The sequence below is a fragment of the Microbacterium jepli genome, from assembly GCF_047237905.1.
Taxonomy (GTDB): domain Bacteria; phylum Actinomycetota; class Actinomycetes; order Actinomycetales; family Microbacteriaceae; genus Microbacterium.
This window is the reverse complement of the sequence record NZ_JBDFLW010000005.1, coordinates 1,863,553-1,887,546: the sequence shown is the minus strand read 5'-3', so window position 1 is coordinate 1,887,546 and position 23,994 is coordinate 1,863,553. Positions and strand designations below refer to the sequence as shown.

Sequence of the window (23,994 nt, the reverse complement as noted above, 5' to 3'; positions counted from 1 at the left end):
TACGAGGACTCGTCGCGGCAGCTAAGAAGGAGCGAGGCCGCACGCATGGCTCGATGGTAGCAGGATGCCGCGGCCCGGTCAGGTCGCGGACGCCCGGCGGTCAGCGGGTCGCGCCCGCGCGGCGCGCGCGCCACTCGTCCGCGAGGATGGCCGTGCCGATCTCATCGGCCCACCGGCCCTTGAACCACGAGGCCTGGACGTGGTGCGCCTCCTCGCGCATGCCGACGCGCGCGGCCAGGGCTCTCGAGGCGGTGTTGTCTCCGTCGATCCTCGCCACCAGCCTTCTCAGGCCGTAGGTCTCGAAGGCGGCCTCGATGAGGGCGGCGACCGCCTCGGTGGCGAGGCCTTCACCGCGCGCTGCGGGGTGCGTCACCCAGCCGAGCTCGGCGGTGCCGGAATCGGCGTCGAGGTGGAAGAGCACGAGGTCGCCGATGAGCATGCCGTCCGCTGCCCGGACGACGGCCAGCGCGACTCCTCCGTGGTCACCGTCCAGCGCGGTGCCGCCGAGGATGTGGCCGATCCGCCCTCGGATGTCGTCGACGCTCTGCGGATCGAACGGAAGGAAGCGGCACACCTCCGGGTCGCCGCGGTACACGGTCATGGCCGGGAGGTCCGCCTCTTCGAGGAGCCGCAGCACCAGGCGCGGTGTCTCGAGGCGCAGCGTCTCCGGCGCGGACGGGAGGGCGAAGGGCGAGTCGGCCATGTCGGGTCAGAAGCCGAGGCGTCCCAGCTGCTTCGGGTCGCGCTGCCACTCCTTGGCGACGCGCACGTGCAGGGAGAGGTAGACCCGCGTGCCGAGCAGCGGTTCGATCTCCGCGCGGGCACGGCGTCCGACGTCGGCGAGTCGGGAGCCCTTCCGGCCGATGATGATGGCCTTCTGGCTGTCGCGCTCCACGACGATGTTCGCGAAGACGTCGGTCAGGTCGGAGTCCTCGCGCGGCGAGATGTCCTCGATGGTCACGGCGATCGAGTGCGGCAGCTCGTCGCGCACGCCCTCCAGCGCCGCCTCGCGGATCATCTCCGCGATGCGGTCCTCGGTCGACTCGTCCGTCACGACGTCCTCGCCGTACAGTGCGGGACCCGCCGGCATGAGCCGGAGAAGCTCGTCGGTCAGCACGTCGAGATGCTCGGCCGTGAGGGCGGAGATCGGGATGACCGCGGCCCAGTCCTCGCGGAGCGCGTCCACCTCGAGCAGGCGCTCGCCGATCTGATCGCGCGAGGCGGCGTCGGTCTTGGTGACGATCGCGACCTTCTTCGCGCGGCCGTAGCCGTCGAGCGACTGGGCGATGCGCCGGTCTCCGGGGCCGATCTTCTCCGTGGCGGGCACGCAGAAGCCGATGACGTCCACGTCGCCGAGCACCTGCTCGACGAGGCTGTTGAGCCGCTCGCCGAGGAGCGTCCGCGGCTTGTGGATGCCGGGGGTGTCCACGATGACGAGCTGACCGGCGGGACGATTGAGGATGCCGCGGATCGCCCGTCGCGTCGTCTGCGGCTTGTCGCTGGTGATCGCGACCTTCTCGCCCACGAGCGCGTTGGTCAGAGTCGACTTGCCGACGTTCGGCCGCCCGACGAAGGTGACGAAGCCGGACCGGTGATCTTCGGGTGTGTCAGACATGGGCGTCGCCCTTCCTGGAGAGCTGGATCTCGCCGGTCCGCGGACCGCGCGAGCGGGAAGAGGCCTCGTCGTCCTCGTCGTCGTCGCCGGGCGTCTCCGCGCGCTCGACGATGACGGTCGAGATGCCGCGACCTCGACCGCGGGACGCGCCGCCGGTCATCAGCAGACCGGCGTACTCCGCCGTCGCGCCGGGCTGCGGCACGCGGCCGAGCGCCTTGCCGAGGAGCCCGCCGATCGAGTCGACGTCCTCGTCCTCGACGTCGAGGCCGAACAGGTCGCCGACCTCGTCGAGCGCCAGGCGGGCGCTCACGCGGTACTTGCCGTCCGCGAGCTCGGCCACCTCGTCGGCGCGCGGGTCGTACTCGTCGGCGATCTCGCCCACGAGCTCTTCGATGAGGTCCTCGAGGGTCACGAGGCCCGACACGCCGCCGTACTCGTCGACGACCAGACACACATGCACCGCGTCCCGCTTCATCTGCTGCAGGAGCGTCTCGGCCTTCATCGACTCGGGCACGAACACGGCCGGTCGCGCGACGCGGGTGAGGGGCGCATCGCGCCACCCGGCCTCGTCGCTGAAGCCGAACTGCACGAGATCCTTCAGGTACAGCATCCCGGTCACGTCGTCGGCCTCGTCGTCCACGATCGGGATGCGCGACACGCCCTTGTCGAGGAAGATCGCCATCGCCTCACGCGTGCGCGCCGACGAGTCGACCGTGACCATGTCGGTGCGCGGCACCATGACGGCGCGGACGAACGTGTCGGTGAAGTCGAAGACGGAGTGGATGAGCTCCCGGTCGTCCTCCTCGATGAGGTCCTGCGAGGCGGCCTCGTCGACCATGCTCAGCAGCTGCTCCTCCGAGGCGAACCCGGTGCCGCGCGCGACACCCGGGGTCACGCGGTTGCCGAGCGCCACCAGGCCGTGCGCGAGCGGCCCGAGGATGAGCCGCACGAAGCGGATCGTCGGCGCCGAGCCGCGCAGCAGCCCCTTGGCATGCTGGCGGCCGACGGTGCGGGGGCTGGCCCCGACGACGACGAAGGAGATGCCCGACATGAGCACGGCCGCGGCGAGCACCGCCCAGCCGATGCTGTCGAACAGGAGCATGAAGGCGACCGTCACCAGCACCGCGGCGGCGGTCTCGGCGACGATGCGGATGAACACGACGGCGTTCTCGTGCACGTCGGGGTCGGCGGCGATCCGCGTCAGCGAGCCCGCGTTGCGCCCCTCCTCGCCGAGCTCCGCGAGATCCGCGCGGGAGGTGACTCCCAGCGCGGCGTCGATCGCCGCCATGAGGCCCCCGAAGGCCACGAGCAGAAGCGCGGCGATCAGGAGGAGGGTCGCGGTCATGCTCGGCGTCGTCGGCGTTCGGAGTGCTGGAAGCCGATGATGAGGTCGCGCTGCAGGGCGAACATCTCCTTCTCGTCGTCCGGCTCGGCGTGATCGAAGCCCAGCAGATGCAGCAGACCGTGGGTGGTGAGCATGATCAGCTCGTCCATCGTCGAGTGCTGCGCGGCCGCTGCCTGCGTCTCGGCGACCTGCGGGCACAGCACGATGTCGCCCAGCAGACCCGCGGGCGTGGGCATCTCCTCGGTGCCGGGACGCAGCTCGTCCATCGGGAAGCTCAGCACGTCGGTCGGACCCGGCTCGTCCATCCACTGCACGTGCAGCGCCTCCATGGCGCCCTCGTCCACGAGCACGATGGCGACGTCGGCGTCGGGGCTGACGTGCAGCTCGGCGAGGTCGTGCTCGACCAGCCGGAGCAGCACCGTCTCGTCGACGGCGATGGCCGACTCGTTGTTGATCTCGATCGTCATGAACGTGCCTGCTTCGGGAAGTGGTCGCGCGGACCGGCGCTGCGATTGTGACCGCCACGGCGCTCGGTGCGGGCGGCGAACTCGGCCGCCTCGTCGCGTTCGCGGCGGGCGACGAGCCGGCGCTCGTCGTATTCGCTGTACGCGTCGACGATGCGTCCGACGAGGTTGTGCCGCACGACGTCCTCGCTCGTGAGATACGAGAAGTGGATGTCGTCGATGTGGTCGAGCACCCGCGTGACCAGCCGGAGGCCCGACGCGCCCTGCGGCAGGTCGATCTGCGTGATGTCGCCGGTGACGACCATCCGCGTGCCGAACCCGAGACGGGTGAGGAACATCTTCATCTGCTCGGGCGTGGTGTTCTGCGCCTCGTCGAGCACGACGAACGAGTCGTTCAGCGTGCGACCGCGCATGTAGGCGAGCGGCGCGACCTCGATGGTGCCCGTCGCCATGAGCTTCGGGACCAGCTCGGGGTCCATCATCTCGTTGAGCGCGTCGTAGAGCGGGCGGAGGTACGGGTCGATCTTGTCGGTCAGCGTGCCGGGCAGGAAGCCGAGGCGCTCTCCCGCCTCGACGGCGGGCCGGGTCAGGATGATGCGGCTCACGTCCTTGCGCTGGAGCGCCTGCACGGCCTTGGCCATAGCGAGGTAGGTCTTGCCCGTTCCTGCCGGCCCGATGCCGAAGACGATCGTCGACTCCTCGATCGCGTCGACGTACGCCTTCTGCCCCAGCGTCTTGGGGCGGATGACCTTGCCGCGGGACTGCAGAATGGCCTCGCCGAGCACCTCCGACGGACGGGGACCGCCGCCGGCGTCCGCGGAGCGGCGCAGGATGCGGTTCGAGCTCGTGACGTCGGCGGGGTCGAGCCCCTGACCGGCGCGCGTCATCGCGAGCAGCTCCTCCACCAGCGAGCGGGCGGCGGCGACAGCGGCAGCGTCGCCGGTGAGGGTGATCTCGTTGCCGCGCACGTGCACGTCGACGCCCGGGTGCTCCTTCTCCACGACACGCAGCAGGCGGTCCTGCGGACCCAGCACCTGCACCATCGCGACGCCGTCGGCGTAGATGCGTTCGGTCACCGACTCCCCTCGTGCGGACTCGTCGTGATGATCAGGCACCTGTGCTCTTTTCGTCGAGGTTCCCCGCGAGCACATGGGCGTGCACGTGGAAGACGGTCTGACCCGCGTTCGGGCCGGTGTTGAAGACGAGCCGGAAGTCGCCGTCGGCGTGCTCCCGGGCCATCCGGCCGGCGAGGGCCACGATCTCGGCGAGCAGGGCGGGGTCTCCCTCGGCGAGCTCGACGACAGTCCGGTACTGCGCGGTCTTCGGGATGACGAGGAGATGCACCGGCGCCTGCGGCGCGATGTCGCGGATGACGAACGCGTTCGGCGTCTCCGCGACGATCTCGGCGGGGATCTCGCCCTCCAGGATGCGCGTGAACACGCTCGGCTCGCTCATCCCGCCATTCTATCGAGCGCCACGGTCGCCGGGTCGGCTGCGAAGACGGGGCCCGACGGCCACCAGCGACCGACGGCCGGCACTGATGACCGCGTTCGCCGCCGGCTACCAGCGACCGAGGGCGGCGCTGACGACCGCGATCGCGGCCGGCCCCGCCGTCGACGTGCGCAGCACCGTGTCGCCGAGCCGCACCTCGCGGGCGCCGGCCGCGCGCAGGGCGGCGAGCTCCGACGTGTCGATCCCGCCCTCCGGTCCGACGACGAGCACGACGTCGCGGGGGTCGTGCGCGGCGAGGTCGACCCCGGTGAGGGCGAGCTCCGCGGTGGGCTCGAGCACCAGCATCCGGGATGCTGCGGCCCGCGCTATCAGGCCGCTCGTCGTCTCGACGGGCTCGACCTCGGGCAGCCACGCGCGGTGGGCCTGCTTCGCGGCCTCCCGCGCGATGGTCGCCCAGCGCGTCCGGCCTTTCTCCGCCTTGGCGGCATCCCACCGCGAGACGCTGCGCGCGGCCTGCCAGGGGACGATCGCGTCGACGCCCAGCTCGGTGGCCGCCTGGACGGCGAGCTCGTCGCGGTCGCCCTTGGCGAGCGCCTGCACGAGAACGATCCGCGGTGCGGGGGCCGCGGCATCCGTCCGCCCGTCCACGCGCACGATCACCTCGCGCGGCGACACGCTCTCGCACGTGCCCCGCAGCCAGGCGCCCCGGCCGTCGCCGAGGGTGACCTCCTCGCCGACCCGCACGCGGCGGACGACGGCGGCGTGGTGGGCCTCCGCCCCGGAGAGCGTCACCGTGTCGCCGGGCCGGGCCTCCCCCGCCTCGTCGACGAGGAAGTGCAGCGCCACGGGTCAGCCGTTCCGGAAGCGGTCGCGCAGCTTGGAGAAGAGCCCCTGGTGGAACTCCGACAGGTGGGGCGCCGGCGCCTTCATCCTCTTCGCGAGGTCTTCCACCAGCGCGCGCTCCCGGCCGTCGAGCCGCGTGGGCGTCACCACCTGCACGCCGACGCGGAGGTCGCCGCGCTGCGAGCCGCGCAGCGGTGTGATTCCCCGGCCCTTGATGGTCAGGACGTCGCCGGCCTGCACTCCGGGGCGCACCTCGAGCTCCACCGGTCCGTCGAGCGACTCGATCGTGGTGCGCGTGCCGAGGATGGCGTCGGGCATCGACACCTCGAGGGTGGCGAGCAGATCGTCGCCGTCGCGGCTGAATCTGTCGTGCGGGCTCACCGTGACCTCGAGGTAGAGGTCGCCGTTGGGGCCTCCGGCCGGTCCGACCTCGCCGGAGCCGGGAAGCTGCAGACGCAGACCCGTCTCGACGCCGGCGGGGATGTCCAGCGAGACGGTGCGGCGGGCGCGCACGCGGCCCTGTCCCTGGCAGGTGCCGCACGGATACGGGATCGTCGTGCCGTAGCCCTGGCAGACGTTGCAGGGCTGGTTCGTGACGACGTTGCCCAGCAGGCTCCGCACGGTGCGCTGCACCTGGCCGGAGCCGTGGCAGATGTCGCAGGTGACGGGCGACGTGCCCGGCTGGCAGCACGAGCCGCCGCAGGTCTCGCACAGCACGGCGGTGTCGACCTCGAGGTCGCGGTGCACGCCGAACACGACGTCCTTGAGGTCGAGGGTGACGCGCACGAGGGCGTCCTGACCGCGCTCGGCGCGCGAGCGCGGGCGGGCCGCCCGCTGGCCGCCGCCCGCACCGAAGAAGGTCTCGAAGATGTCGCCGAAGCCGCCGAACCCGGCGCCGCCCCCGCCGCCGAAGGGCGAGTCGCTGCCGCCCATGTCGTAGCGGCGGCGCTGCTCGGCGTCGCTCAGCACGTCGTAGGCGTGCGTGACGAGCTTGAAGCGCTCGGATGCGTCCTCGCCCGGGTTGACGTCGGGGTGGAGCTCGCGCGCGAGACGCCGGTACGCCTTCTTGATCTCCTCGGGGGTCGCCTCGCGCGAGACGCCGAGGACCTCGTAGTGGTCAGCCACATTCGCCTTCCTGCCCGCGGTGGCCGCGGGGATCGTTCGTGACGGATGCCGTCGGCGTCGCTCAGTGAGCGGCGTCGTCGTCTTCGAGCATCCGGGTGAGATAGCGGGCGACGGCTCGCACCGCCGCGAGGTTCTGGGGGTAGTCCATGCGGGTCGGGCCCAGCACGCCGACGCGCGCACGGGCGCGGGTGGCGTCGTAGTCGCTCGCGAGCACCGACGCCTCGGACAAGCCGAACGGCTCGTTCTCGCGGCCGATGCTCGTGGCCAGTCCGTGCTCGTCGGCGACCATCTCGCTCATCAGGCGCAGCAGCGTCACCTGCTCCTCGATGGCCTCCAGCAACGGGTAGATGCTGCCGCGGAAGTCGGACTCGCGCCGGGCGAGGTTCGCGGTGCCCGCGAGCAGCATCCGGTCCTGCCGGAACTCGTCGAGCTCCTCCGAGATGACGGCGGCGATGGTGTGGACGGCGTCGCTCTCGCCGGCACGGGCGTCGACCGGAGGCGCGGCGATCATCTCCGCGACCCGGGAGACGGCGGTCTTGACGGACAGGCCGACGACCAGTGCCGAAAGACGGGCGCGGATGCGGGCGACGGCATCGTCGTCGAACTCACGGCCGACGACGGCGATCCGCTGCGACACGCGGCCGGTGTCGGTCACGACGATGACCAGCATCCGTCCCGCGCCGAGGTTCACCAGCTCGACATGGGTCACCGAGGCGCGCGCGAAGGAGGGGTACTGCACGATCGCGACCTGGCCGGTGAGCTGGGTGAGCGCGCGGACGGTGCGCGCCAGCACGTCGTCGAGGTCGGCCGGTCCGTCGAGGAACGTCGAGATCGCCGTGCGCTGCGCCGGGGTGAGCGGACGCAGTTCGGCGAGGTGGTCGACGAACACGCGGTAGCCCTTGTCGGTGGGCACCCGACCCGACGAGGTGTGCGGAGCGGCGATGAGCTCCTCGTCCTCGAGCAGGGCCATGTCGTTGCGGATCGTGGCAGCCGACACCCCGAAGGCGTGGCGCTCGACGATGGTCTTGCTGCCGACCGGCTCGTGGGTGTCGACGTAGTCCTGCACGATCGCTCGCAGCACCTGCAGTCCGCGTTCGGTGACCATGTCGACTCCTCCCCCCGCTCTGGCACTCGTTGGTCTGGAGTGCCAATTCTACCGGATGCCGCGGCCGCGAGCCGGGAGCCCTGTCAGGGTGTCAGCGCCCGCACGACGGCGTCGGCCAGCAGCCGTCCGCGGAGGGTGAGCACCACCCGGCCCCTCAGGGCCGCCGGCCCCTCGACGAGACCGTCGGCGATCAGGGCGGCGATCGCGTGCCGCCCCTCCCCGAGGAGCTCGGACACGGGCAGGCCGTCGCGGATCCGGCTCCGCAGCAGCACGTCCTCCAGGCGCCGGGCCTCGGCGTCCGGGCGCTCGCGGCCGGCCGCGGGCGACTGCCCGGCGTGCAGCCGCTGCGCGTAGGCCGCCGGGTGCTTGACGTTCCAGAAGCGGAGGCCGTCGATGTGGCTGTGCGCCCCCGGGCCGAAGCCCCACCAGTCGGAGCCCCGCCAGTACGCGAGATTGTGGCGGGAGCGGTGCGCCGGCCCCCGCGACCAGTTCGACACCTCGTACCAGTCGAACCCGGCGGCATCCAGCAGTGCGTCGGCGAGCTCGTACATGTCGGCTTGGACGTCTTCGTCGGGCGCGGCGACCTCCCCGCGGCGGATGCGGCGGGCGAGCTTCGTGCCCTCCTCGATGATCAGCGCGTACGCCGAGACGTGATCGGGCTCCAGGGCGAGCACCGTCTCGAGCGAGCGCCGCCAGTCGTCGAGCGACTCCCCCGGCGCACCGTAGATGAGGTCGAGGCTCACCTCGAGACCGGCCGCGCGTGCGGCGGCGACCGCCGTGTCGACGTTGCGGGGATCGTGCGTGCGGTCCAGCACGGCGAGGACGTGCGGCACCGCGGACTGCATGCCGATCGACATCCTGGTCACCCCGGCCTCGGCGAGCTCGGCGGCCGCGGCATCGGTCACCGTGTCGGGGTTCGCCTCGACGGTGATCTCCGCGCCGGGCGCGAGCCCGAAGGCGTCGCGCACCCCGTCCAGCATGCGGCCGAGGTCGCCGGGCGGCAGGAGGGTCGGCGTGCCGCCGCCGAAGAACACCGTCGCGGCCGGACGCAGGGCGCCGGCCTCGGACAGGATGCCGCGGGCCAGGGCGACCTCGTCGAGCAGCGTGTCGGCGTACTGGTCCTGGCGCGCACCGCGCAGCTCGTCGGACGTGTAGGTGTTGAAGTCGCAGTACCCGCAGCGCACACGGCAGAACGGCACGTGCAGGTAGACCGAGAAGTCCGTCTCGGGCCGGGCGCGGACGTCGTCGGGCAGCCGGCCGTCGAGGGGTGCGGGATCGCCGAGCGGGAGGGCCGCGCCCATCAGGACGTGTACAGCGGCGAGATGGCCCGCAGGTACCGCTGGAAGAGCGCCTTGCGGCGGCGCCGCACGAGGGCCGGGAACACCCGGTAGGCGAGGGCCACGGGCGCGTCGAACGCGCGGACGGTGAACCACACCTCGTCGTTCGGGTACCACTCGATGAGGAAGGACTCCTCGCCGCTGACGACCGAGCTGCCGACCGTGCCGAGCGCGAAGCCCACCCTGCGGGCCTCCTCGATCGCGAAGATGACGCGCAGCTCCGCGTCGGCGTTCATGCCGTCGACGCGTCCGTGGAGGCGGATGGTCGTGCCGGGGCCGACATAGGGCGTGCCGTCGGTGTCGAAGCGCTGGTCGGCCTCCAGCCGGCTCGGCGAGACGGCGTTGCCCTCCTCGTCGAAGCTGACGCCGGAGTACATCGGGCCCGCCGCGGGGCGCACGTCGCTCAGCCGGAGGTCGCCTCCGCGCTGCGCGGACCACGAGAGCAGGGCCTCGCCGGCGGTCTCGAAGCGGGCCTGCCCGCTGCCGATCCGCCAGGACTCCTCGGCCGGGATGCTGCGTTCCGGGGGGTACTGCATGAGGTCGCGGGCCTGGGTGCCGCCGACGGCGGCATAGTCGACGGTCTCGTCCCTGAACGTCCCACGGCGCATGTCCTCAGCCTACCGATGCGCGCTGTGCGACTCCCCGGGACGCGTCGCCGGTCCATGCCAGACTGCGCGCATGCGCGCCTCAGACTTCCGCCAGCAGCCCGTGGTCGCCGTGCGGGCACGACCGGACGAAGACCTGCAGGGCAGCCGACCCGACCCGCGACGGTGGCCCGCCACCATCCCCGCCGTCGCGCAGCTGCTGTCCGACGGCCTCGAGCTGCATCCCGGTGTGACGTTCCTCGTGGGCGAGAACGGCTCGGGCAAGTCGACGGTGCTCGAGGCGATCGCGATCGCCTACGGCTTCGGCGCCGAGGGCGGGTCCGCGTCCTCCCGGCACCGGACACGCGTATCGGAGTCCGATCTGTCGGAATGGCTGCGACTCCAGCGAGGGGTCGGCGCAGCGCGGTGGGGCTATTTCCTGCGCGCCGAGACGATGCACTCGTTCTACACCTACCTCGAGCAGAACCCCTCGTCGGCGCCCGAGCCGAGGTTCCACGAGATGAGTCACGGTGAATCGTTCCTGGAGATGTTCCGATCGCGCTTCGACTCCCCCGGCTTCTACTGCCTCGACGAGCCCGAGGCCGCGCTGTCGTTCTCGTCGACGCTGGCGCTGATGTCGACGCTCACGGGCATCGTGGCCGAGGGCGGTCAGGTTCTGTGCGCGACGCACTCGCCGATCCTCGCGTCGCTGCCGGGCGCGCGCATCCTCGAACTCGGACCGTGGGGACTCCGTCGGGCGCAGTGGGACGATCTCGAGCTCGTCGCCCACTGGCGGTCCTACCTCGCCGGCCCGCAGCGCTACCTGCGGCACCTGCTGTCGGACTGAGCGGATGCCGCGGCCCGCGGCATCCGGCTACTTCTTCTCTTTACCCTCGACGTCGCCGGAGAGCGCGGCAATGAACGCCTCCTGGGGGACCTCGACGCGACCGACCATCTTCATGCGCTTCTTGCCCTCCTTCTGCTTCTCCAGCAGCTTGCGCTTGCGGGTGATGTCACCGCCGTAGCACTTGGCCAGGACGTCCTTCCGCATCGCGCGGATCGACTCGCGCGCGATGATGCGGGCGCCGATGGCGGCCTGGATGGGCACCTCGAACTGCTGGCGCGGGATGAGCTTGCGCAGCCGCTCGGTCATCATCGTGCCGTAGGCGTAGGCCTTGTCCCGGTGGACGATCGAGCTGAACGCGTCGACCTTGTCGCCCTGGAGCAGGATGTCGACCTTGACCAGATCGGCCTCCTGCTGGCCGGACGGCTCGTAGTCGAGGCTGGCGTAGCCCTGGGTCTTCGACTTCAGCTGATCGAAGAAGTCGAAGACGATCTCGCCGAGAGGCATGTTGTAGCGCAGCTCGACGCGCTCCTCGCTGAAGTACTCCATGCCCAGCAGGGCGCCGCGGCGCGACTGGCAGAGCTCCATCACGGTGCCGACGTAGTCCTTCGGCAGCAGGATCGCCGCCTTCACCATCGGCTCGGTCACGGATGCCACCCGCCCGTCGGGGTACTCGCTCGGGTTGGTGACGGTGACGTGGGCGCCGGTGTCGGTGGTGACCTCGTAGATCACGCTGGGCGCGGTGGTGATGAGGTCGAGGTCGAACTCCCGGGCGAGGCGCTCGGTGATGATCTCGAGGTGGAGCAGTCCGAGGAACCCGCAGCGGAAGCCGAAGCCCAGGGCCACCGACGTCTCGGGCTCGTACTGGAGCGCGGCGTCGGATAGCTTCAGCTTGTCGAGCGCCTCGCGGAGCACCGAGAAGTCGCTGCCGTCGATCGGGTAGATGCCCGAGAACACCATCGGCTTCGGGTCGGTGTAGCCCGGGAGGGCCTCGGTCGCCGGCTTCCGCAGGTTCGTGACCGTGTCGCCGACCTTCGACTGGCGCACGTCCTTCACGCCCGTGATCAGGTAGCCGACCTCGCCGACGCCGAGGCCCTTCGTGGGCGTCGGTTCGGGGCTGGACACGCCGATCTCGAGGAGCTCGTGCGTGGCCTTGGTCGACATCATCTGGATGCGCTCGCGCGGCTCCAGCTTCCCGTCGATCATGCGGACGTAGGTGACGACGCCGCGATAGGCGTCGTAGACCGAGTCGAAGATCATCGCGCGCGACGGTGCGTCGGGATCGCCGGTGGGAGCGGGGATGTCGCGGACGATCCGGTCCAGCAGCTCCTCGACGCCCATCCCGGTCTTGCCCGAGACCCGCAGCACGTCGGCGGGGTCACCGCCGATGAGGTTCGCCAGCTCGGCCGCGTACTTGTCGGGATCGGCGGCGGGCAGGTCGATCTTGTTGAGCACCGGGATGATGTGCAGGTCGTTCTCGAGTGCCAGGTAGAGGTTCGCCAGCGTCTGCGCCTCGATCCCCTGGGCGGCGTCGACGAGGAGGATCGCGCCCTCGCACGCGGCCAGCGACCGGCTCACCTCGTAGGTGAAGTCGACGTGTCCGGGGGTGTCGATCATGTTGAGGGCGAAGGTCTGATCGCCGGCGGCCCAGGGCATGCGCACGGCCTGGCTCTTGATGGTGATGCCGCGCTCGCGCTCGATGTCCATGCGGTCGAGGTACTGCGCGCGCATGTCCCGGTCGGCCACGACGCCGGTGATCTGCAGCATGCGGTCGGCCAGCGTCGACTTGCCGTGGTCGATGTGGGCGATGATGCAGAAGTTGCGCAGCAGTGCAGGAGCCGTCGCGGCAGGCTGCAGGGGCGTGGAGGCACGAGGTGACATGTCCCCTCGATCCTACGCGGCCGGTCCGTGCGGCTCCTGCGTGCCGACGGGGCCGGGGACGCGGCATCCGTCATCCCGGGTTCACCCGCCGTTCGTCCGCCGGCCTTGTCTTGACGGATGCCGCGGGGCAGGGTGGGAGGCGGGGAAGCACCATCGGGGACCGTACGCCATCGACCGACGCACGACACGATCAAGGAGTCCACCCTCGTGAACCCTCCCGACGGCGCCACGCGCGCCCGCCGCATCCGCACCAGATCCGCGCTCGCGGTCGTGACCGCCGCAGCCGTGGCGCTCACCGGCTTCGCGCTCCCCGCAGCCGCCTCCGCCGCGCAGCCTCCGGGGGTCCGCCCCGCGGCGGTGTCGCCGGACGCGGCCGTCGTCATCACGGAGGTCTACGGCGGCGGCGGCAACAACGGCGCGGCCTACAACCGCGACTTCGTCGAGCTCCGCAACGTCGGCACGACCCCCGCCGACCTGGGCGCCTGGAGCGTGCAGTACGGCCCCGCGTCGTTCGGCGCCTCCACCGCGTGGGCGATCACGCCGCTGACCGGCGTCGTCGTCGCGCCGGGTGACGCGCTCCTCATCGGACAGGCCACGGGCGCGAACACCACCCTGCCGTCGTTCACCCCCGACGTCGACGGCCGGATCGCGATGAGCGGCACCGGCGGACGCGTCGCCCTCGTCGCCGATCAGACGGCGCTCCCCGGGGGATCCGCCGGCACCGGCATCGCCGCACTCCCCCAGGTGATCGACTACGTCGGGTGGGGCGCCGCGACCGACTTCGCCGGCTCCGCCGCCGCGCCCGCGACGACGAATGCGACCTCGGTCTCGCGGTCGACGACCGCCGCCAACACGGGCGACAACCGCGCCGACTTCACCGCGGGAGCCCCGACGCCCGTCGGCAGCGCCGACCCGGATCCGGATCCGGAGCCGGAACCCGAACCCGAGCCGCAGGATCCGATCGCCATCGCGACCATCCAGGGCACGGGTGCCTCCTCCACCTACGTGGGCCAGACCGTCACGACCACGGGCGTCGTGACCGCGTCGTACCCGACCGGTGGCCTCAACGGCTACGTCCTGCAGACCGCGGGCACCGGCGGTGCGCTGGACCTCGCCACCCACACCGCGTCCGACGCGATCTTCGTCTACGCGCCCGCCGCGGCGGGCGAGGTCGCCCTCGGCGACACCGTGCAGGCCACGGGAGTCGTCGGCGAGTTCAACGGACTGACGCAGCTCTCGGTCTCACCCGGCGCCGCGACGAAGATCGCCGACGCGTCGGCGCCGGCCCCGGCATCCGTCTCCTGGCCCTCTTCCGAGGCGCAGCGCGAGAGCCTCGAGTCGATGCTGATCGCCCCGGAGGGCACGTACACGGTCAGCAACACGTACTCCACCAACCAGTACGGCGAGGTGGGTCTCGCGTTCGGCGACGAGCCGCTGCGCCAGCCGACGGATGCTGCGCGCCCGGGTTCGCCCGAAGCGGCGGCCATCGCCGCCGACAACGCCGCACGCGCCGTGGTGCTCGACGACGGTGCCACGACGAACTACCTCAGTGCGGCCAACAGCGGTCTGACGCCGCCGTACGTCTCGCTGGTCGAGCCGATCGTGGTCGGCGCAACGGCGAGCTTCACGGCACCGCTCATCGTCGACTGGCGCAACAACGCCTGGAAGCTCAACCCCACCGCGCCGCTCACCGGTGACGGCTCGGGCGCGGACGAGGTGCAGTTCTCCAACCCGCGCACGGCGGCTCCCGCCGCGGTCGGCGGCGACGTCACCGTGGCCTCGTTCAATGTCCTGAACTACTTCACGACGCTCGGCACCGACACGGCGACGTGCGTGGCGTTCCCCGACCGTACGGGCGACGGCAACACGGTGCGCGACGGCTGCGGTCAGCGCGGAGCGTGGGACGCGCAGGACCTCGCCCGCCAGCAGGCGAAGATCGTCGCGGCGATCTCCGCCCTCGACGCGGACGTCGTCGGACTGATGGAGATCGAGAACAGCGCGGCGCTGGGCGAGACGCCCGACGAGGCGACGGCGACGCTCGTGTCGGCGCTGAACGCCGCAGCGGGCGAGCAGCGCTGGGCCTACGTGCCGTCGTCGACGGAGCTGCCGGACCCGGCGGAGCAGGACGTGATCACGAACGCGATCATCTATCAGCCCGCCGCCGTCACGCCCGTCGGCGCCTCCCGTGCTCTGGGAACGCAGTCCGCCGACGACCAGGCCTTCGGCAACGCTCGCGAGCCTCTCGCGCAGGTCTTCCGCCCCGCCGCCGGCGGTGAGCGCTTCCTGTTCGGCGTGAACCACTTCAAGTCGAAGGGATCGGCGGGCCCCTGGCCCGGAGACGCCGACACGGGCGACGGCCAGGGCGCGTCGAACGAGTCGCGCGTGCGCCAGGCGACGGCCCTCCGCGACTGGATCGCGTCGATCCAGGGCGACGTCGACTCGGTCTATCTGGTCGGCGACTTCAACTCGTACGGCGAGGAGGACCCGCTGCAGGTGCTCTACGAGGCGGGCTACGTCGACGCCGAGCAGGCGCTGGGCATCGACTCGTCGTCGTACTCCTTCTCCGGCCTGTCCGGGTCGCTCGACCACATCCTGATGAGCGGAGCGGCGCGCGAGCGCGCGGTGGGCGGCGACATCTGGAACATCAACTCCGGGGAATCGGTCGCGCTGGAGTACAGCCGCTACAACGTCCACGGCACGCTGTTCTACGCGCCCGATCCGTTCCGCTCCTCCGACCACGACCCCGTGCTGGTGGGCATCACCGCCGGCGCGGACGAGCGGGTCGTCACGCGGACGAGCCTGATCGCGCTCCCGCCGGTGCACATCAACCGGGTCCTCCCGGCCACGCTGCTCGCCACGGTGAGCGGCGCGAGCGGCATCGCCGGAACGGTCGAATTCCGCGAGGGCGCGACGGTGGTGGGCAGTGCCACCGTGAAGGGCGGCTACGCGACGCTCCGCCTGCCGTCGACGCTGAGCCGCGGCATCCATCGCTACACGGCGGTGTTCGTGCCGGCCGACCCCGAGACGGCGCTCGGCTCGACCAGCCGGACGGCGGCGGTCGCCGTGCTGTTCTGACCGACGCCGACGTCGTCTGACGGGGCGCCGCACGGGAGACCGTGCGGCGCCCCGCCGTATCCTGGAGGCGTGACGGTCCAGGTCGTGCTCGTGCACGGCATCCGCACGTCCGCGAGCATGTGGCGGGCGCAGGTCGAGCACCTCCGGGCCCGGAACATCCCCGTCACCGCGGTCGATCTGCCCGGCCACGGCACGCGGATGGCCGAGACCTTCACGCTCGACGGCGCCTTCGCCACGATCGACGGGGCCGTGCGCGCCGCCGCCGAGCGCGGACCCGTGCTGCTGGCCGCGCACTCGATGGGCGGGCTGCTCTCGATCGAGTACGTCGGACGCGAGGATCCGCCGCCCGTCGCGGGGTTCATCGCGGCCTCCTGCACGTCGATCCCCCGCGGCGTCGGACTCGCCACCTACCGCGTCCTGGCCGGGGGCTTCAACCGTCTGCCCGGCCGCGGGCAGCGCATCACGGATGCCGTGCTCGACCGCACGCTGCCGCCCGAGACCCGCGCCGACTTCGGCGCGGGCGGATACGCCTACGACGCGCAGGACACCGCCCTGCGGAGTCTCTCGGTGCTCGACCTGCTCACGGCGCTGCACCGCATCGACGTGCCGCTGTGGTTCATCAACGGGCAGTTCGACCAGCTCCGCGCCAACGAGCGGCTGTTCCTGCACGTCGCCCGCGATGCAGAGCTGATCGTGGTGCCGCGCACCTCCCACCTCGTCACCGCGATGCGTCCGCGGGTGTTCAACGCCCTTCTCGACGTCGCCGTCGCGACGATCGCCGCGCGCGCGTCGGCGGCCGTGGAGGCGCGCGCGTCGGCGGCCGTGGACCGCGATCTGGGCACCCGGGGCGACCTGATAGACTCGTGAGTCGACCTGCGTGCCGGGTCCCACCCCTGCACGACGTCGCGAGCGGCCCCTCTACCCGTAACGCGACACGTCCATCGAATCCTCCGAACGAAAGATACGTCGAACGTGGCGAACATCAAGTCGCAGATCAAGCGCAACAAGACCAACGAGAAGGCGCGCGAGCGCAACAAGGCCGTCAAGAGCCAGCTCAAGACCGAGGTGCGTCGCACCCGCGAGGCCGTCGCCTCCGGCGACAAGGCCGCGGCCGAGAAGGCGCTGCTGACCGCGTCCAAGAAGCTGGACAAGGCCGTCAGCAAGGGCGTCATCCACCAGAACCAGGCGGCGAACCGCAAGTCGGCGATCGCCAAGCAGGTCGCAGCTCTCTGAGCTTCGCCTCTTCTCGAGTGCCCGTCCCTTCCGGGGGCGGGCATTCGTCGTTTCCGGGCGTCCGCTTCAGCGCTGCGGTCGCTCGGCGCCGAACGGGGCCTTGGTCGCGATGACGGTGATGAGGCGCTCGAGGGCGAACACGGGATCGCGCGAGGCGCCCTTCACCTCGGCGTCGGCGCGTGCAGCCGCCTGGATCGCCATCCCGAGCGTGAGGTCGGACCAGCCGACGAGGTCGCGCCGGGCGCGGTCGACCTGCCAGTCCTTCATGCCGAGGCGGGCGGCGAGGGCCCCCGAGGACTCGCGCGTGCCCGCCACCTTCGCCATCGACCGCAGCTTGGATGCGATGGCGGCCACCAGCGGCACCGGGTCGGCGCCGGACGCCAGGGCGTGACGGAGGGCGATGAGGGCATCGCCGTAGCGCCCGGCGATGGCGGTATCGGCCACGGTGAATGCGCTCGTCTCCACCCGCCCGCCGTAGTACCGCTCGACCACCTGATCGGTGATGTCGCCCGGGACGTCGGAGATCAGCTGCTGGCACGCGGCGGCGAGCTCGGTCAGGTCGTCGGCGAAGGCGGAGACGAGGGTGCGCAGCGCCGACGGCGCGATCCGCTTCTTCGCCGCGGAGAACTCCCCCGACGCGAAGTCGAAGCGATCGGAATCGCGCTTGACCGCCGCGCAGGGCACCTCCACGCCGCCGCCGGTCCCCGCGCGGACCGCGTCGAGGAGCTTCTTGCCCCGGACGCTCGCACCGGTGTGGCGCAGGATGACGGTCGCGCCCTCCTGCGGGTTCTCGAGGTAGGAGACGGCCTCCGCGAGGAACGCGTCACTGCACTTCTCGACGCCGGTGACGCGCACAAGCCGGGGCTCTCCGAAGAGCGAGGGCGACGTGAGCGCCAGCAGCGTGCCGGCCGCGTAGTCGTCGGCGCGGACGTCGGAGACCTCGAGACTCGGGTCCTCCGCCTTCAGGTAGTCGCGGATGGCGGCGGTCGCCCGCTCGGCCAGCACGTCCTCCGGCCCGGAGATCAGCACCACCGGCGCGGGCTGCGGCGTGCGCCACGACAGCTGCGGGATGCTGGGCCGCTTCGCGGGGGCGCGGCGTGCGGTCGTGGCCATCACCCCAGACTACCGAGCGGCTGCGACGTCGCCCGGCCGGTCAGACGTCCCGCCGCGCTCGCGCCTCACCCGCCGCGCTCGCGCCAGACCTGCAGCGCGCCGTCGGCGCTCCAGACGCAGATCATCCCGTTGCGGTCGCTGCGGGCGACGGCCATGCGCGCCTCCGACAGGATGCCCAGCGTCTCCGCGCGGGGATGTCCGTAATCGTTGTCGAGCCCCACCGGGATGAGCGCGACGGCGGCGCCGAGCGTCCGGTAGAGCGCCGGGTCCTGATCGCCGCTGCCGTGGTGGGCCACCTTCACCACTTCGTAGGGTGCGTCGAGCGTGCCGGCGCGCTCGAGTCCGCGCTGGGCGAGCCCCGAGAGATCGGCGAGGAAGAGCGACGCGGGCACTCCCCCGCCGCGGATGTCGACCACGACGCCCGCGTCGTTGCCCGGGGGGAACGCCTTGCTGCCCGGGCGGGGCCAGAGCACCGTCCAGGTCGCGCCGCCCAGCACGCCCCGGGATCCGGCATGGACGTCGGTGACGGCGGCTCCCCCGGCGCGCAGGTCGCGGAGCAGCCGCGTGTCCGCCGCATCCGCCGGCGGGCCGTGCACGACCAGGCCCACCCGCCCCGCCAGCGACGCCGCGCCGCCGGCGTGATCCAGATCAAAGTGCGTGAGCACGAGGAGGTCGACGCGGGTGATCCTGAGGCGGTCGAGGCAGACGGCGAGCGGAGCCGGGTCGGGCCCGGTGTCGATGAGGGCGACGGCGCCCTGCGAGCGGATCACGACGGCGTCGCCCTGGCCCACGTCGCAGACGGTGATGGCCCATGGCGCCGGCACCGTGAGCCCGCCCACCGGACCGGTGAGAGCCGCGCCCCCGGCGGTGGTGCCGACGGCGACGGCGAGGGCGGTCGCGGACAGCGAGCCCACGATGCGGCGCCACCGCGCGGCATCCGTCCGGCGTCCGACGATGACGATTCCGACGGCCAGGCCGAGGAGCGCGAGGGCCGCGACCCCGGCCCAGCCGTCGAGCCACGGCACGGCGTTGCCGGGGAGGCCTGCGAAGGTCTGGGCGGTGCCGGCGATCCAGGCGGCCGGCAGCCACGCGACGGCCGCGAGCCCGGACTGCACGAGGGGCAGCGGTGCGCTCAGGCACGCCGTCAGGCCGATGACCGTCGCAAGCGGCGCGGCCGGTGCCGCGAGGAGGTTCGCCACGACACCGTAGAGCGGCACGACCGGGGTGATGAGCACGAGGAGGGGTCCGCACGCGAGCTGGGCCGCCAGCGGCACGGACAGGGCCAGGGCCAGAGGCCGCGGCATCCATCGTCCGAGGCCCGTCGCGAGCGGGCGGGCGAACAGCAGCAGCGACGCCGTCGCCACCGTCGACAGGGCGAAACCCAGCGAGCCGGCGAGCCACGGATCGATCACGAGGATGATCGAGACGGCCAGCGACACCACGGCGACCCCGGCGCCCGTGCGGCCGAGCAGCACCGCGATCATCGCCACGGCCGCCATCGCCGCGGCCCGCACCACGCTGGGCTCAGGGGTGACAAGCAGCACGAAGCCGGCCAGGGCGATCAGCCCGGCGGTCACCCGCAGGCCGCGCCGGAGACCGAGGGCGGATGCCGCGGCGAAGGCCAGACCGACGACGAGCGCGCAGTTGGCGCCGGAGACGGCGGTGAGGTGCGACAGGCTGGACGCCTTCATCGCGGTGTCGAGGTCGGCGTCGACCGCGGAGGTGTCACCGACGGCGAGCCCCGGGAGGAGCCCCGCGCCGGGAGGCGGCAGACCGTCGGCCGCGGCGACCAGCGACGTCCGAAGGTCGGCCGCCGCGCCGACGGCGCCCTGCGGCGGGGAGCGCACCTCCACCGGTCGGGCGGCCGTCACGTCGAGGACGGCCCGTTCGCCGGGATCCGCCGGGCGCACCGTGCCGCCCACCTCGACTGTCGCCCCCACGTCCGTCAGCCCGCCCGGATCGAGGTCGTCCGTCGCCAGGATGACGGCGACCGGCACGTCGACCGCGAAGCGCTGAGCTCCGATCGTGACACCTCGCGCCTGCGCGTCGAAGGCGAGGCGGTCGCTCCCCCAGCGCTCCACCTTCCCCGTGACGGTCACGAGGACGCTGACGGCCCGACCGCCCGAGATCGGCAGCGCGGCCGCGGCGTCGCGCGCGGGCTGGGCGAGCACGACGGAGGATGCGGCGGCCGCGGCCGCGCTGAGCGTCACCACCACGAGGACGACGGCGATCTGCCGTCGCCGCTCCCCCGCCGACGTCGACAGGTCGGGACCGCCCTTCGGCTGCCGCGCGCCACGCACCGCCAGAGCCGCGAGGGCCGCCAGCGCCGATGCCCACAAGCTCAGCGCGACCGCGGACGCCGCACCGGGCTCGACCGTCGTCCACCCCGCGACCGCCCACGTCGTCAATGGCACCGGCGCCGTGCGCAGCGCCCGCAGCGTCCGCCGCCGACCGCGGGCTACAGCCGGTGCGGCGCGCGTCGGCACCGTCACACCGTCACCAGCTCGCGGAGGCTCTCGAGCATCTTCTCGCCGATACCCGGCACGGCGAGGAGGTCCTCGACGCTCGTGAAGCGACCGTTGTCGTCGCGCCACTGGATGATGCGCTGCGCCATCGCCGGACCGATGCGCGGCAGGGTGTCGAGCGCCGCCTCGTCGGCCGTGTTCAGGTTCACCCGCCCGTCGCCCGTCCCGCCCCCGCCCGCGCCGCCGGAGCCCGAACCCGCGCTTCCGCCCGTATCCGTCGCGTCGTCGGCGAGCACCTCCCCGACCGCGGGGATCCGCAGCTGCTCGCCGTCGCTCAGCGGACGCGCCAGATTGACGCCCGTGCGGTCGGCCGTCGGGAGGAAGCCGGATGCCGCGGCCACCGCATCCACCACCCGGCTGCCCGTCGGGAGCACGAAGAGCCCCGGCTGCGCGACGGCCCCGAGCACGTGCACGTACAGCGAGCCCGCGGTCACCTCACCGCCCACGGCATCCGAGGCGTCCGCTGCGTCATCGACGATCGCGACCGTCTCGGTCGGCGCGGCGGTGGAGCGCAGGATGCCGATGCCGACCGTGCCGGCCAGCGCCACGAGCACGACCACGACGGCCGCCCCGACACCGAGCCGCCGCCGCGGGGAGGCACGGGGCGGCTCGGCGGGGGTGCTCACCGATCCAGGCTAGGAACCGTCCGACGCGCCACCAGGAGCGCCCGGACGATCAGAGCCGTGAACGCCGGAGCCGGGCCCTGGGGAGGAGCACCCCCGCGCCCGGCACTCCTGCGCCCGGCACCCCCCGGCGCACGGGCCCGCCGCATTCCGCGAACGGGCGTCAGCGCGTGCTGAGGCTGACCACCTTCGGAGGACGCACGACCGCCCGGACGACCTCCCGGTCGCCGAGCGACCGCTGCACGCGCGCATCGCCTCGGGCGAGACGCTCGAGCTCCGCCGCGTCGATGCGCGCCGACACCTCGAGGGTCGCGCGCACCTTGCCGTCGACCTGCACGACGGCCGTCACGGTGTCCTCGACGAGGAGGGTCGGGTCGGCGGCCCTCCACGGCACGAGGCCGACGAAGGGCTTGTAGCCGAGGATCTCCCACATCTCCTCCGCGGTGTGCGGGGCGAAGAGGTCCAGCACCATGGCGGTCACCTCGGCGGCCTCGCGCACGGCGGGGTCGGCGGGGCCGGCGCCGGAGTCGATGGTCTTGCGCGTGGCGTTGACCAGCTCCATCAGACGCGCCAGCACGACGTTGAACTTCGTCTGCTCGACCAGGCCGGGGGCGTCGGCGAGCAGGCGATGCGTGACACGGCGGAGCGCAGCATCCCCCTCCGCCCAGATCACGTCCGGGGCGCTGGTGACGTCCGAGGCGACGCGCCACGCGCGGGCCAGGAACTTCTGCGCGCCGGTGGTCGAGACGTCCTCCCACTGGATGTCGTCCTCGACGGGACCGGCGAACGCGATGGCGACGCGCACCGCGTCGGCACCCGGGTCCTTCATGCTCGCGGCGAACTCGACGAGGTTGCCCTTGCTCTTGGACATCTTCGAGCCGTCGAGCAGCACCATGCCCTGGTTGATCAGGCTCGAGAAGGGCTCGGTGAACTCGATCAGCCCCATGTCGAACAGCACCTTGGTGATGAAGCGCGCGTACAGCAGGTGCAGGATCGCGTGCTCCACGCCGCCGATGTACGAGTCGACCGGAGCCCACTTGTCGGCCTCACGCGGCGGGAAGGCCTGGTCGGTGCCCCGGGGCGCGAGGAAGCGCAGGAAGTACCAGGAGCTGTCGACGAACGTGTCCATCGTGTCCGCGTCGCGCAGCGCCGGCTCGCCCGTCTCGGGGTCGACGGTCTCGACCCAATCGGTGGCCGCACCCAGGGGCGATGTGCCCCGCGGGGCGAGGTCGAGGCCCTGCGCGTCGGGCAGCTTCAGCGGCAGCTGGTCGTCGGGCACCGGCACGATGCGGCCGTCCTGCGTGTGGATCATCGGGATCGGCGTGCCCCAGAACCGCTGACGCGAGATCAGCCAGTCGCGGAGACGGTACGTCTTCGACGCGCGGCCGGCGCCCTTGGACTGCAGCTGCTCGATGATCCGCGTGATCGCGTTGCGCTTGGACAGTCCGTCCAGCGACCCCGAGTTGATCATGCGTCCCTCGCCCGTGAGGGCGACCCCGGTGCGGGCGGGGTTCACATCGTCGATCGATGCCGCGTCCCCCTCCGTCGGATCGATGGGGTCGCCGTTCTCGTCCAGCTCGATGACGGGGATCGCCCCGGTGATGGGAGCGGTCGTGTCGACCACCACCCGCACCGGCAGGTCGAAGGCGCGCGCGAAGTCGAGGTCGCGCTGATCATGGGCGGGGACCGCCATGACCGCACCGTGGCCGTAGTCGGCCAGCACGTAGTCGGCCGCCCAGATCGGCAGCCGCTCGCCGTTGATCGGGTTGACGGCGTAGCGGTCGAGGAACACGCCGGTCTTCGGGCGATCGGTCGCCTGACGGGCGATGTCGGTCTCGCGCTGCACGCCCTCCAGGTAGGTCTGGAAGCGCGCGCGCACCTCCGGCGTTGACCCCTCCGCGAGCTCGGCGGCCAGGTCGCTGTCGGGGGCGACCACCATGAACGTGGCGCCGTACAGCGTGTCGGGGCGGGTGGAGAAGACGGTGATCTTCTCGTCGCGGCCCTCGATCTCGAAGTCGATGTCGGCCCCGACGGAGCGGCCGATCCAGTTGCGCTGCATCCGGATGACCTTCTGCGGCCACGAGCCCTCGAGCTGGTTCAGGTCGTCCAGCAGGCGGTCGGCGTAGTCGGTGATCCTGAAGTACCACTGGGTGAGCTTCTTCTTGACGACCTCGGCGCCGCACCGCTCGCAGTGGCCGTCGACGACCTGCTCGTTGGCGAGCACGGTCTGGTCGTTCGGGCACCAGTTGACCGGGCTCTCCTTGCGGTAGGCCAGGCCCCGCTCGTACAGCTTCTGGAAGAGCCACTGGTTCCAGCGGTAGTACTCCGGGTCGCTGGTGTGCAGCACCCGGCTCCAGTCGTAGGACGTGCCGAAGTTGCCCAGACTTTCGCGCTGCTGGGCGATGTTCGCGTAGGTCCACTCGCGCGGATCGGCGCCGCGCTGGATGGCGGCGTTCTCGGCGGGGAGGCCGAAGGAGTCCCAGCCGACCGGGTTCAGGACGTTGTAGCCGCGGTGGCGCCAGAAGCGCGCGACCGCGTCGACGTAGGCGTAGTTCTCGGCGTGACCCATGTGCATGTCGCCCGACGGGTACGGGAACATCCCGAGGACGTACTTGCGCGGACGCGCGTCGTCGTCGCCGCCGGCGCGGAACGGGTCGGCGTCCCGCCAGCGGGCCTGCCACTTCTCCTGGATGGCGTAGGCGTCGAAGCCGGGGCCGTCCGGAGCGGGCACGGCGGAGGTCGAGGAGTTCTGCGACAAGGGGGGAGGCCAATCGTATGGTGCGAGAAGATGCGCACGGGACGCGCCCTCCAGGCTACCGCGTGGCGCTCC

The 23,994-nt window shown here is 72.1% G+C and carries 20 protein-coding genes; 4 read left to right on the top strand and 16 right to left on the bottom strand.

The window, feature by feature from the left end; genetic code table 11:
• Positions 1 to 100: 100 nt before the first annotated feature.
• The 11 genes from ABC304_RS13215 to ABC304_RS13165 form a co-directional block, all read right to left on the bottom strand.
• Positions 101 to 703, bottom strand: coding sequence for a GNAT family N-acetyltransferase (locus tag ABC304_RS13215; RefSeq protein ID WP_412931299.1), 603 nt, complete (start codon positions 701 to 703; stop codon positions 101 to 103).
• Positions 704 to 709: 6 nt separating this feature from the next.
• Complete coding sequence (gene era / locus ABC304_RS13210) at positions 710 to 1,615, bottom strand: GTPase Era (protein WP_412931297.1); 906 nt, start codon at positions 1,613 to 1,615, stop codon at positions 710 to 712.
• The gene (locus ABC304_RS13205) at positions 1,608 to 2,960 is read right to left on the bottom strand and encodes a hemolysin family protein (protein ID WP_412931296.1); all 1,353 of its coding nucleotides are present in this window, start codon (positions 2,958 to 2,960) and stop codon (positions 1,608 to 1,610) included. The genes era and ABC304_RS13205 overlap by 8 nt, the downstream gene beginning before the upstream one ends.
• Positions 2,957 to 3,427: an rRNA maturation RNase YbeY gene (ybeY, locus tag ABC304_RS13200; RefSeq protein WP_412931294.1), complete on the bottom strand. Its 471-nt coding sequence runs from the start codon at positions 3,425 to 3,427 to the stop codon at positions 2,957 to 2,959. The genes ABC304_RS13205 and ybeY overlap by 4 nt, the downstream gene beginning before the upstream one ends.
• Positions 3,424 to 4,467, bottom strand: coding sequence for a PhoH family protein (locus ABC304_RS13195; RefSeq protein ID WP_412932943.1), 1,044 nt, complete (start codon positions 4,465 to 4,467; stop codon positions 3,424 to 3,426). Before ABC304_RS13195 ends, ybeY begins: the two co-directional genes overlap by 4 nt.
• A 64-nt stretch (positions 4,468 to 4,531) precedes the next feature.
• Positions 4,532 to 4,879 (bottom strand): HIT domain-containing protein, encoded by a 348-nt coding sequence (locus tag ABC304_RS13190; RefSeq protein ID WP_412931293.1) that lies wholly within the window; start codon positions 4,877 to 4,879, stop codon positions 4,532 to 4,534.
• A gap of 105 nt (positions 4,880 to 4,984) precedes the next feature.
• Entirely contained in the window at positions 4,985 to 5,722 is a 738-nt protein-coding gene (locus ABC304_RS13185; RefSeq protein ID WP_412931292.1) for a 16S rRNA (uracil(1498)-N(3))-methyltransferase, read from the bottom strand.
• Between the two features lie 3 nt (positions 5,723 to 5,725).
• Positions 5,726 to 6,844 carry a molecular chaperone DnaJ gene (dnaJ, locus tag ABC304_RS13180; RefSeq protein WP_412931290.1) on the bottom strand — a complete coding sequence of 373 codons (1,119 nt, stop codon included), beginning with the start codon at positions 6,842 to 6,844 and terminating at the stop codon, positions 5,726 to 5,728.
• Between the two features lie 61 nt (positions 6,845 to 6,905).
• Positions 6,906 to 7,949, bottom strand: a complete 1,044-nt coding sequence (hrcA, locus tag ABC304_RS13175) for a heat-inducible transcriptional repressor HrcA (RefSeq protein ID WP_412931288.1) — start codon at positions 7,947 to 7,949, stop codon at positions 6,906 to 6,908.
• 83 nt (positions 7,950 to 8,032) lie between these two features.
• Positions 8,033 to 9,250, bottom strand: coding sequence for a radical SAM family heme chaperone HemW (gene hemW, locus ABC304_RS13170; protein WP_412931286.1), 1,218 nt, complete (start codon positions 9,248 to 9,250; stop codon positions 8,033 to 8,035).
• Positions 9,250 to 9,894, bottom strand: coding sequence for a DUF1990 domain-containing protein (locus tag ABC304_RS13165; RefSeq protein ID WP_412931284.1), 645 nt, complete (start codon positions 9,892 to 9,894; stop codon positions 9,250 to 9,252). The genes hemW and ABC304_RS13165 overlap by 1 nt, the downstream gene beginning before the upstream one ends.
• Positions 9,895 to 9,964: 70 nt before the next feature.
• Between ABC304_RS13165 and ABC304_RS13160 the strand changes: the two genes are divergently transcribed.
• Positions 9,965 to 10,717: an AAA family ATPase gene (locus ABC304_RS13160; RefSeq protein ID WP_412931282.1), complete on the top strand. Its 753-nt coding sequence runs from the start codon at positions 9,965 to 9,967 to the stop codon at positions 10,715 to 10,717.
• Between the two features lie 27 nt (positions 10,718 to 10,744).
• Here ABC304_RS13160 and lepA read toward each other — a convergent pair whose 3' ends face one another.
• Positions 10,745 to 12,595: a translation elongation factor 4 gene (gene lepA, locus ABC304_RS13155; protein WP_412931281.1), complete on the bottom strand. Its 1,851-nt coding sequence runs from the start codon at positions 12,593 to 12,595 to the stop codon at positions 10,745 to 10,747.
• Between the two features lie 207 nt (positions 12,596 to 12,802).
• On the opposite strand from lepA, the gene ABC304_RS13150 reads away from it, so the two are divergent.
• The 3 genes from ABC304_RS13150 (at position 12,803) to rpsT (ending at position 16,903) form a co-directional block, all read left to right on the top strand.
• Positions 12,803 to 15,670, top strand: a complete 2,868-nt coding sequence (locus ABC304_RS13150) for an ExeM/NucH family extracellular endonuclease (protein ID WP_412931279.1) — start codon at positions 12,803 to 12,805, stop codon at positions 15,668 to 15,670.
• Positions 15,671 to 15,739: 69 nt separating this feature from the next.
• Entirely contained in the window at positions 15,740 to 16,537 is a 798-nt protein-coding gene (locus ABC304_RS13145; protein WP_412931277.1) for an alpha/beta fold hydrolase, read from the top strand.
• Positions 16,538 to 16,642: 105 nt separating this feature from the next.
• Positions 16,643 to 16,903, top strand: coding sequence for a 30S ribosomal protein S20 (gene rpsT, locus ABC304_RS13140; protein ID WP_412931276.1), 261 nt, complete (start codon positions 16,643 to 16,645; stop codon positions 16,901 to 16,903).
• A gap of 66 nt (positions 16,904 to 16,969) precedes the next feature.
• On the opposite strand, the gene holA is transcribed toward rpsT, so the two are convergent.
• The 4 genes from holA to leuS all read right to left on the bottom strand — a co-directional run bounded on the left by holA (position 16,970) and on the right by leuS (position 23,922).
• Positions 16,970 to 18,016 carry a DNA polymerase III subunit delta gene (holA, locus tag ABC304_RS13135; RefSeq protein WP_412931275.1) on the bottom strand — a complete coding sequence of 349 codons (1,047 nt, stop codon included), beginning with the start codon at positions 18,014 to 18,016 and terminating at the stop codon, positions 16,970 to 16,972.
• Positions 18,017 to 18,081: 65 nt separating this feature from the next.
• A complete protein-coding gene (locus tag ABC304_RS13130) occupies positions 18,082 to 20,502 on the bottom strand; it encodes a ComEC/Rec2 family competence protein (protein WP_412931274.1) in 2,421 nt (806 codons plus the stop codon).
• A gap of 2 nt (positions 20,503 to 20,504) precedes the next feature.
• Positions 20,505 to 21,167: a ComEA family DNA-binding protein gene (locus ABC304_RS13125; protein WP_412931273.1), complete on the bottom strand. Its 663-nt coding sequence runs from the start codon at positions 21,165 to 21,167 to the stop codon at positions 20,505 to 20,507.
• A gap of 160 nt (positions 21,168 to 21,327) precedes the next feature.
• Positions 21,328 to 23,922 carry a leucine--tRNA ligase gene (leuS, locus tag ABC304_RS13120; RefSeq protein WP_412931271.1) on the bottom strand — a complete coding sequence of 865 codons (2,595 nt, stop codon included), beginning with the start codon at positions 23,920 to 23,922 and terminating at the stop codon, positions 21,328 to 21,330.
• Between the last annotated feature and the right edge of the window lie 72 nt (positions 23,923 to 23,994).